General features: G+C 70.0%; 13 protein-coding genes and 1 tRNA gene. 7 read left to right on the forward strand and 7 right to left on the reverse strand.

The window, feature by feature from the left end; genetic code table 11:
• Positions 1–4: 4 nt before the first annotated feature.
• A complete protein-coding gene (locus tag ABZ919_RS01335; protein ID WP_361240970.1) occupies positions 5–1081 on the reverse strand; it encodes an ABC transporter permease in 1077 nt (358 codons plus the stop codon).
• Positions 1081–2100 carry a sugar ABC transporter substrate-binding protein gene (locus tag ABZ919_RS01340; RefSeq protein ID WP_361240972.1) on the reverse strand — a complete coding sequence of 340 codons (1020 nt, stop codon included), beginning with the start codon at positions 2098–2100 and terminating at the stop codon, positions 1081–1083. The genes ABZ919_RS01335 and ABZ919_RS01340 overlap by 1 nt, the downstream gene beginning before the upstream one ends.
• Before the next feature lie 178 nt (positions 2101–2278).
• Here ABZ919_RS01340 and ABZ919_RS01345 point away from each other — a divergent pair, with 178 nt between their 5' ends.
• From ABZ919_RS01345 to ABZ919_RS01360, 4 genes are all read left to right on the forward strand, one after another.
• Entirely contained in the window at positions 2279–3070 is a 792-nt protein-coding gene (locus ABZ919_RS01345) for a GntR family transcriptional regulator (RefSeq protein ID WP_361240975.1), read from the forward strand.
• A 288-nt stretch (positions 3071–3358) separates the two neighbouring features.
• Positions 3359–4672 carry an ABC transporter substrate-binding protein gene (locus ABZ919_RS01350; RefSeq protein WP_361240979.1) on the forward strand — a complete coding sequence of 438 codons (1314 nt, stop codon included), beginning with the start codon at positions 3359–3361 and terminating at the stop codon, positions 4670–4672.
• A gap of 8 nt (positions 4673–4680) precedes the next feature.
• Positions 4681–5661: a sugar ABC transporter permease gene (locus ABZ919_RS01355; RefSeq protein ID WP_361240982.1), complete on the forward strand. Its 981-nt coding sequence runs from the start codon at positions 4681–4683 to the stop codon at positions 5659–5661.
• The gene (locus ABZ919_RS01360) at positions 5658–6545 is read left to right on the forward strand and encodes a carbohydrate ABC transporter permease (RefSeq protein ID WP_361240985.1); all 888 of its coding nucleotides are present in this window, start codon (positions 5658–5660) and stop codon (positions 6543–6545) included. Before ABZ919_RS01355 ends, ABZ919_RS01360 begins: the two co-directional genes overlap by 4 nt.
• A gap of 197 nt (positions 6546–6742) precedes the next feature.
• On the opposite strand, the gene ABZ919_RS01365 is transcribed toward ABZ919_RS01360, so the two are convergent.
• Positions 6743–6816: transfer RNA gene (locus ABZ919_RS01365), tRNA-Pro, on the reverse strand.
• Positions 6817–6921: 105 nt separating this feature from the next.
• Here ABZ919_RS01365 and ABZ919_RS01370 point away from each other — a divergent pair.
• Positions 6922–7428 (forward strand): DUF309 domain-containing protein, encoded by a 507-nt coding sequence (locus ABZ919_RS01370; RefSeq protein ID WP_361240988.1) that lies wholly within the window; start codon positions 6922–6924, stop codon positions 7426–7428.
• A gap of 78 nt (positions 7429–7506) precedes the next feature.
• Positions 7507–8280, forward strand: a complete 774-nt coding sequence (gene cobF / locus ABZ919_RS01375) for a precorrin-6A synthase (deacetylating) (RefSeq protein ID WP_361240991.1) — start codon at positions 7507–7509, stop codon at positions 8278–8280.
• 61 nt (positions 8281–8341) lie between these two features.
• Here cobF and ABZ919_RS01380 read toward each other — a convergent pair whose 3' ends face one another.
• Positions 8342–9076 (reverse strand): cobalt-precorrin-6A reductase, encoded by a 735-nt coding sequence (locus tag ABZ919_RS01380; RefSeq protein ID WP_361240994.1) that lies wholly within the window; start codon positions 9074–9076, stop codon positions 8342–8344.
• Between the two features lie 60 nt (positions 9077–9136).
• Between ABZ919_RS01380 and ABZ919_RS01385 the strand changes: the two genes are divergently transcribed.
• The gene (locus ABZ919_RS01385; protein ID WP_361240997.1) at positions 9137–9916 is read left to right on the forward strand and encodes an HAD-IIA family hydrolase; all 780 of its coding nucleotides are present in this window, start codon (positions 9137–9139) and stop codon (positions 9914–9916) included.
• On the opposite strand, the gene ABZ919_RS01390 is transcribed toward ABZ919_RS01385, so the two are convergent.
• The 3 genes from ABZ919_RS01390 to ABZ919_RS01400 form a co-directional block, all read right to left on the reverse strand.
• Positions 9905–10678 carry a sulfite exporter TauE/SafE family protein gene (locus tag ABZ919_RS01390; RefSeq protein WP_361241000.1) on the reverse strand — a complete coding sequence of 258 codons (774 nt, stop codon included), beginning with the start codon at positions 10676–10678 and terminating at the stop codon, positions 9905–9907. The two genes, ABZ919_RS01385 and ABZ919_RS01390, sit on opposite strands and share 12 nt — an antisense overlap.
• A 72-nt stretch (positions 10679–10750) precedes the next feature.
• Entirely contained in the window at positions 10751–12265 is a 1515-nt protein-coding gene (locus ABZ919_RS01395) for a long-chain fatty acid--CoA ligase (protein ID WP_361241002.1), read from the reverse strand.
• A gap of 61 nt (positions 12266–12326) precedes the next feature.
• Positions 12327–13514, reverse strand: coding sequence for a thiolase family protein (locus ABZ919_RS01400; protein WP_361241005.1), 1188 nt, complete (start codon positions 13512–13514; stop codon positions 12327–12329).
• Between the last annotated feature and the right edge of the window lie 71 nt (positions 13515–13585).

A 13585-nucleotide genomic window follows, 5' to 3' on the forward strand; every position in this document is an offset into this window, starting at 1 on the left:
CGCTCTACCTCCGGGTCGCCGTGCGCTGGACCCACAGATTGATCAGGACGGCGCCGAGGAGCATCACGCCGAGGAAGGCCTTGAACCAGTCGGGGTTCCAGCCGGCGTAGACGATGCCCTGGTTGACCATGCCGAACATGAACGCGCCGAAGACCGGGCCGATCGCGGAGCCGTAGCCGCCGGTGAGCAGGCAGCCGCCGATCACGGCCGCGGCGATGTAGATCAGCTCCTGGCCCACGCCCTCACCGGACTGCACGGTGTTGAAGGAGAACAGGTTGTGCATGCCGACGAACCAGGCCCCGAAGCCGACCAGCATGAACAGCGAGATCTTGGTGAAGGTCACCGGGACACCCACCGCCCGCGCGGACTCCTTGTCGCCGCCCACGGCGAAGATCCAGTTGCCGTACTTGGTGCGCAGCAGCACCCAGGTGGCCAGGGCGGCGAACACCAGCCACCACACCACCGTGATCTTCACCTGCACCCCGCCGACGTCGAAGGACGACGCGAAGATCTTCTTCGCCTGGTCGAAGCCGTCCATGTCGCTGATGTCGTCGGTGGCGACATTGCCGGTGACCCACTTGGTCACGGCCAGGTTCACGCCCTGCAGGATCAGGAAGGTCCCGAGGGTGATCAGGAAGCTGGGCAGCCCGGTCCTGACCACCATCCAGCCGTTGAAGAATCCGATCGCGAGGGACACGACCAGGGCGACGATCACGCCGGTCCACACGTTCAGGGTCAGCTGGTAGCTGACCATGCTCGCGGTGAGCGCGGAGGTGATCACCGCGACGCCCGCGGACAGGTCGAACTCGCCGCCGATCATCAGCAGCGCGACCGGCAGGGCCATGATCCCGATGGTCGAGGACTGGTAGAGGATCGTGGCCATCGAGCTGCCCTGGCGGACCGAGGGCGCGACGATCAGGAAGAAGATCAGTACGGCGGCGGCACCGAGGAAGACACCCACCTCGGGGCGGGCCAGCAGCCGCAGCGCCAGCGGGCGCCGCGCGGTGCGGCCGTCGGTCTCCTTGGTGCCGGACGCCGGCGGCCCGCCGAGGGCCGGCTCAGCCTGCTGGGCCATGCTCATCACCGGGTCCCCTTCGCGGCGAACTCGGCGATCTTGTCGACGTTGGACTTGTCGACGAAAGCCGGGCCGGTCAGCACCGGCTGCTCGCCGCCGCCGCTGAAGTTGCCGTTGTACTTGTAGAGCCAGAGGGAGTCGACGGCGAGGTAGCCCTGGAGGTAGGGCTGCTGATCGACGGCGAACTCGATCGAGCCGTTCTGGACGGCCTTCACCAGGTCCTTGTTCAGGTCGAAGGTGGCCACCTTGGCCTTGCTGCCCGCATCGCCCACCGACTGCACCGCGGTCAGCGCGAAGGGGGCGCCGAGGGTGACGACGGTGTCGATGGAGCTGTCCTGCTTCAGCTTGGCCGTGATGGTGGACCTCACCGACGGCATGTCGGTGCCGTTCACGTACAGCGTCTCAGTGGTGCCCTTGAACGTCTTCCGCACGCCGTCGCAGCGTTGTGTGAGGCCCACGTTGCCCTGCTCCTGGATGACACAGGCGATCTTCTTGGCACCGGTGGTGTTCAGCTTGTTGCCGAAGGCCTCGCCGGCCACGCTCTCGTCCTGCCCGAAGAACTCCAGGAGGCCGAGCCTCTTCCAGTCGCTCAGGCCGGAGTTCAGGCCCACCACCGGTATGCCGCCCTGCTCCGCCTTGCCGATGACGCCTTTCATCGCGTCGGGCTTGGCCAGGGTGACCGCGATGCCGTCGACCTTCTGGTCGATCGCGTTCTGCACCAGGTTGGCCTGGTTGCCCGCGTTGGGGTCGGCGGAGTAGACGAGCTTGATGTTGTCCTTGGCCGCGGCGGCCTCGGCGCCCTTGCGGACGGTGTCCCAGAAGGTGTCACCGGGCGCCTGGTGCGTGACCAGGGCGACGGTCATGCGAGGGGTGTTGGCCCTGCCCGCCGAGGCGTTCTGTGCCGCCTCCTCGGCCTTCTTGCCGCCGTGGCTGCTGGCGCAGCCGGCGAGAGTCAGGGCCGCCGCGGCGGCCACCGCCACGGCCGGGGCCAGCCTGCGGAAGCGGTAGGGAGAAGAGCGGTCCATCTTTCCTGCACCTCACTGTGCGTGCGACGGGGGAAGGGACGCTGTTGCGTTGGGACGGGATCCAAGTCCCTGACGGGCCCACTGTCAATACTTTGTTAAGACATCATTTCACAAGCAGGTTCGAATGTAAGTACAAACCATTGACACCTGCACCGTCCCGGACCTACACCTGAGAGGCATGAGCCCAGTACACCGCACCCCACGGCGAACGGCACCGGGTGATCGTGCGCTCGACTCCCTCGCCTTCACACTGGACCGCACCAGCCCGGTACCGCTCTACCACCAGTTCGCCCGGCAACTGGAGGCGGCCATCGAACGCGGCGGGCTGGCCCCGGGCGATCTCCTGGGCAACGAGGTCGACCTGTCCGTACGACTCGGCCTGTCCCGGCCCACCGTGCGCCAGGCGATCCAGTCCCTGGTCGACAAGGGTCTGTTGGTGCGCCGGCGCGGAGTGGGGACCCAGGTCGTCCACAGCAAGGTCAGGCGACCGCTGGAGCTCAGCAGCCTCTACGACGACCTGGAGTCGGCGGGACAGGCGCCGACCACCCGGGTACTGCGCAACGAACGGATCCCGGCCGACGCCGAGGTGGCGGCGGCCCTCGGCGTGGCGGAGGGCAGCGAGGTCGTCGTACTGGAGCGGCTGCGCCGCACGCACGGCCGGCCCGTGGCGTTCCTGTGCAACCACCTCCCGGCCGCCCTGCTCGAACTCCCCACGGACCGGCTGGAGTCGACGGGTCTGTACCGCATGATGCGGTCCGCCGGGATCGTCCTGCACAGCGCCCGTCAGTCCATCGGCGCCCGCAGCGCGACGGCCGAGGAGGGCGCCCTGCTGGACGAGGAGGAGGGCGCGGCCCTGCTCACCATGCGGCGCACCGCGTACGACGTCACGGGCCGGCCGGTGGAGTACGGCAGCCACGTGTACCGGGCCTCGCGGTACGCCTTCGACTTCCAACTGCTGGTCCGCACCTGAATCGCTGGTCAGAACCCGAAGCGGAACCACCCGTGTTCACACAGCCCCCGCGGCCGTCCGTGCCGTGGGGGCTGTCGGCTTCACGCCGGGGCGAACACGCAGGTAACGATGACGATTACGTTTCGGGCAAGAGAGAGCCCAGTGAGGACCGACCTATTGACGCATGAGCGGAGTTGGGGCTGTTATTACGCCACGATGTTCGGTCGAGTTGGTTTCTGATCGGTTTCGAAAACCTTTCGGCGATCAACTCATCCCCTTGACCGAGCCCTGTATTCCTCAGGAGCCGCCATGCGCCTCTCCCCCTCCGGTCTTTCCCTCCCGGGTCCCAGCCGTCGTTCCCTCCTGCGCACAGCGGGCGGTGCCGCCCTGCTCGCCGGTGCCGGCATACCCCTGCTGTCCGCCTGCGGTGGCAGCGGTTCCTCCTCCGACCCGAAGACCGTCACGCTCGGCTCCAACGCCTCGGACGCCGTGCCGAAGAAGGCGTTCGCGAGCGTGTACGCGCAGTTCAAGCAGCAGTCCGGCATCACGGTCGATGTGAACACGAAGGACCACAACACCTTCCAGGAGCAGATCAACTCGTATCTGCAGGGCACGCCGGACGACGTGTTCAACTGGTTCGCCGGCTACCGCATGCAGTTCTTCGCGGCCAAGGGTCTGGCCTCGCCGATCGACGACGTGTGGCAGAAGATCGGGGACAACTTCCCCGACGCGATGAAGAAGCTCAGCAAGGGCGAGGACGGCAAGTACTACTTCGTGCCGTTGACCACGTACCCCTGGGCGATCTTCTACCGCAAGAGCGTCTTCCAGCAGCACGGTTACAAGATCCCCGCCGGCTGGGACGAACTGGTCGCCCTGTGCAAGCAGATGAAGAAGGACGGCCTGGTCCCGATGGCCTTCGGCGACAAGGACGCCTGGCCGGCGATGGGCACCTTCGACCAGATCAACTTCCGCCTCAACGGCTACGACTTCCACGTCCAGCTGATGGCCGGCAAGGCCTCCTGGACCGACGCCAAGGTGAAGGCCGTCTTCGACCACTGGAGCGAGATCCTCCCCTACCACCAGGACGGCTTCATGGGCCGTACCTGGCAGGACGCCGCGCAGGGCCTGGTGTCCAAGAAGGCCGGCATGTACCTCCTCGGCTCCTTCGTGGCCCAGCAGTTCACCAACAAGGCCGACCTGGACGACCTCGACTTCTTCCCCTTCCCGGAGATCAACTCCGCCTACGGCCAGGACACCGTCGAGGCGCCGACGGACGGCTTCATGGTGAGCAAGTCCCCGAAGAACCACGACGGTGTGCTGAAACTGCTGGAGTACCTGGGCACCCCGGCTGCCGAGGAGCTGTACCTGAAGACCGACCCCAGCGTGGTCGCCGCCTCCAGCAAGGCGAGCACCTCCGCCTATTCGGCGCTGCAGAAGAAGGCGTTCGACATGATCGGCAACGCCAAGACGCTCACCCAGTTCATGGACCGCGACTCCCGGCCCGACTTCACCTCCACGGTGATGCAGCCGGGCCTGCAGAAGTTCCTGCAGAACCCCAAGGGCGTGGACAGCCTGCTGTCGTCCATCGAACGCCAGAAGAAGCAGATCTTCGCGTCCCAGTGAGCGGCCCGATGACGACCGATACGACGACGAAGACCCCGGAGGCGGCCGCCGTGCCGCCTCCGGGGCCCGCGCTCGATAAGAAGCGGGCCACGCGTGGCCACCGGCGCCTGCTGACCCGCCGCGACCGCATCACGCTCGCCGTGATGGCCGGCGTGCCGACGATCCTGCACGTGCTCCTGGTGTGGGTCACCGCCATCGCCTCGATCTTCCTCGCCTTCACCACCTGGGACGGCATCGGGTTCGACTCGATCAAGTGGGTGGGCCTGGACAACTTCAAGCAACTCTTCAGCGACAACCCGCAGTTCTGGCCGGCCGTCCAGCACAACGTCATCTGGTTCGTCGTCCTGATCCTGATCCCCACGCCGTTCGGCCTGTTCCTGGCCGTGCAGCTGGACAAGCGGATCCGCTTCAGCCGGGTCTACCAGACCGCGTTCTTCCTGCCGGTGGTCATCTCGATGGCCTGCATCGGCTTCGTCTGGCAGCTGGTCTACAACCCGGACACCGGACTGATCAACAGCATCATCGGGGCCAACAAGCCCGGCCACTACATCGACTGGATCGGCGACCCCCACCTGAATCTGTGGGCGGTCCTCATCGCCGCGTCCTGGCGGCACACCGGCTACATGATGATCCTGTACCTGGCGGGCCTGAAGAGCGTCGACCCCTCGCTCAGGGAGGCCGCCGCACTGGACGGCGCCAACGAGTGGCAGACGTTCAAGAGCGTCATCTTCCCGACCCTGCGCCCGACCAACACGGTCGTCCTGGTCGTCACCATCATCGAGGCGCTGCGCGCCTTCGACCTGGTCTTCGTCTTCAACAAGGGCGCCCAGGGCACCGAGTTGCTGTCGATCCTGGTCACCAACAACATCATCGGCGAGTCCAGCCGCATCGGTTACGGCTCCGCCATCGCCGTCGTCCTCCTGGTGATCTCCCTCGCCGTGATCATCCCGTACCTGATCGCCACCTTCCGGAAGGAGCGGCGCGCATGAGCAGCACCACCCTGCCGCTGAAGCGGCGCGCCCCGATCCGCCCGGCCCGGATCGTGCTGCACGTCTTCCTCTCCGGCACGGCGCTGGCCTGGCTGGCGCCGCTGCTGTGGGCGGTCTTCTCGGCGCTGCGGCCGTACGGCGAGACCAGCGCCAAGGGCTACGTCTCCTGGCCGGACAAGCTGACCTTCGAGAACTTCACGAACGCGTACCAGCAGTCGGACATGCTGCACTACTTCGGCAACACGCTGATCATCTCGGTGCCGGCCGTACTGCTGACCCTGTTCCTGTCCTCCTGCGTGGCGTTCTACGTCGCCCGGTTCGACTTCCGGCTCAACCTGGCGCTGCTGCTGGTCTTCACGGCCGGCAACCTGCTCCCGCAGCAGGTCATCATCACCCCGCTGTACCGGCTGTACCTGCTGACGAACCTGCCCGGCATCACGCAGAGCGGCAAGCTGTACGACTCCGCCCTGGGTCTGGTCCTCATCCATGTGGCGTTCCAGTCGGGGTTCTGCGCGTTCGTGCTGAGCAACTACATGCGTTCGCTGCCGCACGAGCTGACGGAGGCCGCGCTGGTCGACGGCGCCTCGGTGTGGCGGCTGTACTGGCAGATCACGCTGCCGCTGTGCAAGCCGGCGATGGCGGCGCTGGCGACCCTGCTGTCGATCTGGATCTACAACGACTTCTTCTGGGCGCTGGTGCTGATCTCGACCGGTCAGAACATGCCGATCACCTCGGCCCTGAACAACCTGTCGGGCCAGTACTTCACCGACCCCAACCTGGTCGCCGCGGGCTCCCTGCTGACCGCGATCCCGACCCTGGTCGTCTACTTCGCGCTCCAGCGCCAGTTCGTCAGCGGTCTGACCCTGGGCTCCAACAAGGGCTGAGACGCCCGCCCAGTGGTGGCAGTGGCAGGCGGGTGCCGAGCAGTGGCACTCGGCGACGGTGCCGCACGCGGGCCCCGGCAGCCGGGTCCGGCAGGGAGCCCGCGGCCGACGGTGTGCGCATGCCGACGACGGTCCCGGGATGGCGGAAAGGCCGCTTCGGATGTCTCCGAAGCGGCCTTGACCTGCGCATTCGCAAGTCGGGACGACAGGATTTGAACCTGCGACCCCTTGACCCCCAGTCAAGTGCGCTACCAAGCTGCGCCACGTCCCGATGCGCTCACTCACGGTGACCCGCGTGATCGCGCGAACAGCACTTTACCCCACGTCCGTGAGTGTGCCGAAGAGGGCCCGGGCAGATCCGGGGACAATCGGTCGTATGACGAACGCGGGTGCATCGGACGCGAGGGACCGGGACGCCGACGGGCGGGCGCGCAACGCACGGCCCCGGGACGGCCTCGGCCGGCCGCTGCCCTACGGTGCCGAGGGCGTCCCACGGCAGCCGGAGGGTGTCGTGCGGGCCCCGCGGGAGACGGTCGTGGAGGCGCAGGCCCTGCTGGACGCGGGCAGGCCGTTCCACGCGCACGAGGTGTTCGAGGACGCCTGGAAGGCCGGCCCGGAGGACGAGCGTCCGCTGTGGCGGGGACTGGCCCAGCTGGCCGTGGGGCTCACGCACGCGGCGCGCGGGAACGCCGTCGGCGGAGCGCGGCTGCTGCGGCGGGGGGCGGGGGCGCTCGGCACTTGGGAGACGCAGCAGGGCGAGGACCGGCCGTACGGGATCGATCTCGCCGGGCTGGTCCGGTGGGCTGGGGAGCTGGCGGGGCGGGTGGAGGGCGGTGAGCGGCCCGTCGACGCCCGGGACGAGGCGCCCCTGCTCCGTTCCTGACGGTGCCTCGGTGCCGCCCGGCGCGGGGCCCGGGCGGCCGGTGCGCCCGCTGTCGGTGGCATGCGGCAGACTCGGGGCGTGCGAAAGATTCATGTCATCGGTATCGGCGCGGGCGACCCCGAGCAGCTGACCCTGCAGGCCGTCAGGGCGCTGCGCGGCACGGACGTGTTCTTCCTGCTGGACAAGGGCGAGGTGAAGAGCGATCTCACCCAGCTCCGCCGGGACATGCTGGACGCGCATCTGCCCGAGGGGGCGTACCGGGTGGTGGAGGTCCGTGACCCGGAGCGGGACCGGGAGGCGGGCGGGGCGGCGTATTCGCCGGCGGTGGAGGACTGGCGCGGCGCCCGGGCCGGTATCTACGAGCGGCTGATCGCCGAGGAGCTGGGCGAGGACGGCACCGGCGCCTTCCTGGTGTGGGGCGATCCGGCGCTGTACGACAGCACGCTCGGGATTCTGCAGGAGGTGTCGGCGCGCGGGGCGGTGGCGTTCGAGTACGACGTCGTGCCGGGCATCAGCAGTGTCTCCGCCCTGGTCGCCCGGCACCGTACGGGACTGAACCGGGTGGCCCGGCCGGTGCAGATCACCACCGGACGGCGGCTCGCCGAGGGCTTCCCGGAGGGCGTCGACGACGTGGTCGTGATGCTGGACGCGCACCAGGCCTTCCGGCGGTACGCCGAGGAGGACATCGACATCTACTGGGGGGCGTACGTCGGCACCCCGGACGAGATACTCGTCTCCGGCCCGATCGCCGAGGCCGGTCCGCGGATCGAGCGGGTGCGGGCCGAGGCGCGCGAGCGCAAGGGCTGGATCATGGACACGTACCTGCTGCGCAGAAACCCCGGGGACCGGTAGCGCCCGAAGGGGCGCGGCGCTGTACCGGCAGGCGGCTCCGGCGCGCGGGCGCGGCCACTTCCTATCCCAGCCGCTCCAGGACGCCGGCCACGTCGGGCACCGCTGCCATCCCCGGCGGCAGCGGCGGCCGGCGTACGACGACCACGGGCACGGCGAGTTCGCGTGCCGCCGTCAGTTTCGGGGCCGTGGCCTCGCCTCCGCTGTCCTTGGTCACGAGGACCTCGATCCGGTGGGCGCGGAGCAGTTCCGTCTCCTCGGCCACGGTGAACGGTCCACGGGCGAGGACGACTTCGGTGGCCGGTGGCACGGGTGGTTCGGGCGGGTCGACCGAGCGGACGAGGAAGTGCAGGTCCGTCAGGTGGGCGAAGGCGGCGAGACCGAGGCGTCCGGTGGTCAGGAAGACCCGGCGGCCGAGGGCGGGCAGCGCGTCCGCGGCCGCGGCCAGGGACGGGACGTCGTACCAGCGGTCGCCGGGGCCCGGTCGCCAGCCGGGGCGGCGCAGCACCACCGCCGGCACTCCCGTGGCCGCCGCCGCGCGGGCGGCGTTCGCGGTGATGGCCTCGGCGAAGGGATGGGTGGCGTCGACCAGGGCGTCCACGTGGTGGGTGCGCAGCCAGTCGGCGAGGCCCTGCGCCCCGCCGAAGCCGCCGGTCCGTACCTCGCCCGCCACCGCCGCCGGCCGCGCGACCCGGCCGGCCAGGGACGTGGTGACCCGGGTGCCGGGCCGGGCGGCGAGAACGGCGGCGAGGCGGCGGGCCTCGGTGGTGCCGCCGAGGATGAGGACGTGCGCGGGCATAGGAGTGAGCGTACGAGGTGCTACGGGGCCGTCCGGCGTCCGGGCCGCTACGGTCGGTGCATGGAGTCCGTGCGTGCCGTGCTGATCGACATCGACGGTGTCCTCACCGTCTCCTGGAAGCCGCTGCCCGGTGCGGTGGAGGCGCTGCGCAGGATCCGCGCGGCCGGGCTCGGTGTGGCGCTGGTGACGAACACGACTTCCCGGACGCGGGCGTCGATCGCGAAGACGCTGAGCGGGGCCGGGTTGGAGGTGAGCGCCGGGGAGGTCCTCACCGCGCCCTCCGTGACCGCCGCCCACCTGGCCGAGCACTTCCCGGGCGCCCGCTGCGCGCTGCTCAACAGTGGGGACATCGCGGAGGACCTGGATGGGGTCACGCTGGTGGACGACGATCCCGAGGTGGTCGTGTTCGGCGGCGCCGGGCCGGAGTTCGACTACGCGGCGCTCAACCGGGTGTTCGGGTTCGTGCAGCGGGGCGCGCGGCTGGTCGCCATGCACCGGAACCTGTACTGGCGGACCGACGCCGGGCTGCAGCTGGACTCCGGTGCCTTTCTGCTCGGGCTCGAGCAGGCGGCCCGGGTCGAGGCGGAGGTGACGGGCAAGCCGTCCCGTGCGTTCTTCGGGGCGGCGCTGGCCCGGCTGGGGGTGGGCGCCGGACGGGCGCTGATGGTGGGCGACGACGTGGAGTCGGACGTGCTCGCGGCCCAACGGGCCGGCCTCACCGGGGTGCTGGTGCGGACGGGGAAGTTCCAGCAGGAGACGCTGGACGGTGCGAGCGGCACACCGGACCACGTGCTGGACTCCTTCGCGGACCTCCCTGCCTTGCTGGGGCTAGCGCAGTAGCAGTTGCACTCCGCCCACGATCGTGGCCGCGATCACGAGTTGTTCGAAGAGCCGCTGGTTGATCCTGTGCACGGCCCACTTGCCGAACAGCGCACCGGGTACCACGAACACCGCGAGCGCGGTGTCGAGGAGCAGCGAGCGCCCGTCGATCAGGCCGAGGGCCGCGCTGAACGGCAGCTTCGAGACGTTCACGACGAGGAAGAAGAACGCCGACGTGCCGAGGAAGCCCAGCTTCCGGAAGCCCGCCGACAGCAGATACATGGACATCACCGGGCCGCCCGCGTTGGCGACCATCGTGGTGAACCCGCCGAGGACGCCGTAGGAGCGGGCCTTGGCGCGGCCCGCCCGGGTGGTCACCGCGTCCGGTGCCGCCCCGGCCCCGGTCCGGCGCCGCCGCCCCACGGTCACCCCGGCCATCAGCAGCAGGATGGCGCCGATCGAGGTCCGTACGATCCCGTCGTCGGCCCACATCAGGAACAGGGTGCCCAGGACGACTCCCGCCGCGACGGCCGGGAACAGCCGCCACAGGGTGGGCCAGTGGGCGTGCCGCCGGTAGGTGAGGACGGCGAGCACGTCGCCGGCGATCAGGACGGGCAGCAGGATGCCGGTGGAGGCGCGGGCCGGGAGGACCGCCGCGAAGACCGCGAGGCTCACCGTGTTGGCCCCGCTCACGGCGGTCTTGGAGAAGCCGACGAGCAGGGCCGCGCAGGCGAGCGCCGCGAACCCCCAGCCGGATATGTGCCAGAGCGTCATCGTGTTCATGCGGAGACCGATGCTATGTCCGGACAACCCTCCGGCGTAAGGACTGTCTCGCCCGGTGACCCCTGCCGCCCGCTACGACCGGTCGGCGTAGTGCGCCCGGAGTTCTCGCTTGAGCACCTTCATGCTGGGCCCGAGCGGCATCGCGTCGGTGAACTCCACGCGCCGCGGGTACTTGTGCCGGCCGAGGTGCTCCTTGGACCACTCGGTGATCGCCGCCGCGTCTGCAGCGGCCCCCGGCGCCGGTACGACGACGGCGCAGACCTCCTCGCCGTGCAGTTCGTCGGGCAGGCCGATGACCGCGACCTGGGCGATGCCGGGGTGGCGCATCAGGACCTCCTCGACCTCCCTCGGGTAGACGTTGTAGCCACCGCGGATGATGACGTCCTTCTTGCGGTCCACGATCCGCAGGAAGCCGTCGTCGTCCTTGGTGCCGAGGTCGCCGGTGCGGAACCAGCCGTCGACCAGGGCCTCGGCGGTGGCCTCGGGCCGGCCCAGATAGCCGGAGAAGACGTTGTGGCCGCGAATGACGACCTCGCCCAGCCGGCCGGGCGGCAGCAGCTCGATGCGGCCCTCCACCTCGGCGCGGGCGATCTCCACGTCGATGCCCCACAGCGGATGGCCGATGGTCCCGGCCCTGGTGCCGAAGACGGGCTGGTTGACGGTGGCCGTCGGCGAGGTCTCCGACAGCCCGTAGCCCTCGTAGACCTTCGCCCCGAAGGCGTCCTCGAACCGATCCAGTACGGCGACCGGGAGCGAGGCCCCGCCGGAGACGCACACGCGCAGGGCGGGCAGCGCGGCGGCGTCCGCCGCGGCCGCCGCGAGGGCGACGAACATGGTCGGCACGCCGTGGAAGGTGTTCACGCCCTCCCGCACCATCAGCTCGATGGCGCGGGCCGCGTCGAAGCGGGGCAGCAGCACGAGCGTGGCACCCGCCCGCCAGGTGGAGTTGAGCGACACCGTCTGACCGAAGGCGTGGAAGAGCGGCAGCGCGCCGAGGGCGATGTCGTCGGCGCGGATGTCGTTGGCGTCGAAGGCGTTGACGGTCGCGTTCATCACGAGGTTGAAGTGGCTGAGCACCGCGCCCTTCGGCACGCCGGTGGTCCCGCTCGTGTAGAAGACCACCGCCGGGTCGTCGACGTCCCGGGTGACGTACGACGGCAGCGGCTCGGCGTCGGCCGTCAGCTTCTCGAACTCCTCGCCGAGCACGGCCACTTGGATGCCGGTGGCCTCGGCGGCGGCGCGCCCGGTGGCCGCCTGCCCGGGGTGGACGAGCAGCAGGTTCGCCCCGCTGTCGCGCAGGACGTGCTCGACCTCGCCGGCCGACAGCAGCAGATGAACGGGGACGACGACTCCGCCCGCCGCGGCGATGGCGTAGTAGGCGACCGGGAACTCGGCGGTGTTGGGTGCCATGAGGGCGACCCGGTCACCCGGCCGCACGCCGAGGCCGGTGAGCGCGCCCGCCTGGGCCAGCGCCTTCTGCCACACCTCGGCGAAGGTGAGCCGCAGTTCGCCCTCGACCAGGGCGGTCTTGCCGGGGCGACGCCGGGCGTTCTCGGCGAGGATGGCGGCGACGGACAGGGTTGCCATGGAGTGCTGCTCCGTTTCCTTGCTGCGGCTCGACTGACCAGATCCCCCCGTGGGAAAAGCGCTAGTGCCTCTCGACCAGCACCGCGCTCCCCTGCCCCACGCCCACGCACATGGTCGCCAGGCCCCGCTCGGCGCCGGTGCGCCGCATCCGGTGCAGCAGCGTGGTCAGGATGCGGGCGCCGGAGCAGCCGAGGGGGTGGCCGAGGGCGATGGCGCCGCCGGTGGGGTTGACCAGGTCGGGGTCGATGCCGAGCTGGTCGACGCAGGCCAGGGCCTGTGCGGCGAACGCCTCGTTGAACTCGGCCTCCTGGACGTGTCCGATGTCCCAGCCGACCCGGGCGAGCGCCTTGCGGGTGGCGGGGACCGGGCCGATGCCCATCACATCGGGGTGGACCCCGACGGAGGCGCCCGCCACATAGCGGCCCAGGGACTCCAGACCCAGTTCGTTCAGGGCCTCCTCGCCGACCAGCAGCAGCCCGGCCGCACCGTCGTTCATCGGCGAGGCGTTGCCCGCCGTCACCGTGCCGCCCGGGCGGAAGACCGGCTTCAGCCGTGACAGCTTCTCCAGCGAGGTGTCCTCGCGGACGCACTCGTCCTGCTCGACCACGATCCCGTCCGGGCGCTCCACGGCGAGGAGTTCGTCGTCGAAGTGCCCGTTCTTGCGTGCGGCGGCGGCGAGCCGGTGGCTGCGCAGCGCGAAGGCGTCCTGCCGGTCACGGGAGACGCCGTACCGCTCGGCGACCTCCTCCGCGGTCTCGCCCATGGACAGCAGACCGTGCAGGTCCTTCATCGCCGGGTTGACCAGGCGCCAGCCGAGCCGGGTGTCGTGGGTCTCGATGCGCTGCGGCAGGCCCTCGTCGGGCCGGGGCAGCACGAAGGGGGCACGGCTCATGGATTCGGAGCCGCCCGCGATCACGATGTCGGCCTCGCCGGCGGCGATGGTGCGGGCGGCGGCGGTGACCGCTTCGAGGCCGGAGGCGCACAGCCGGTTGACGGTGGCGCCCGGCACGGACTCGGGCAGGCCCGCGAGCAGGGCGGCCATGCGGGCGACGTTGCGGTTGTCCTCGCCGGCCTGGTTGGCCGCGCCCCAGTAGACGTCGTCGATGCGGGCCGGGTCCAGGGCGGGCACGTCGGCCACCAGGTGGCGGATCACGGTCGCCGCCAGGTCGTCGGGCCGCACGCCGGACAGGGCTCCGCGCAGCTTGCCGATGGGGGTGCGGCGGGCGGCCGCGAAATGGACGGGACGCACGGCTTCGACTCCTGACCTATGACTGGCCTACGACGCTGTCGGCCAGCGGACCACACAGACACTTAATTAGC

The organism is Streptomyces sp. NPDC046759 (genome assembly GCF_040645475.1).
In the GTDB taxonomy this organism is placed as follows: Bacteria; Actinomycetota; Actinomycetes; order Streptomycetales; family Streptomycetaceae; genus Streptomyces.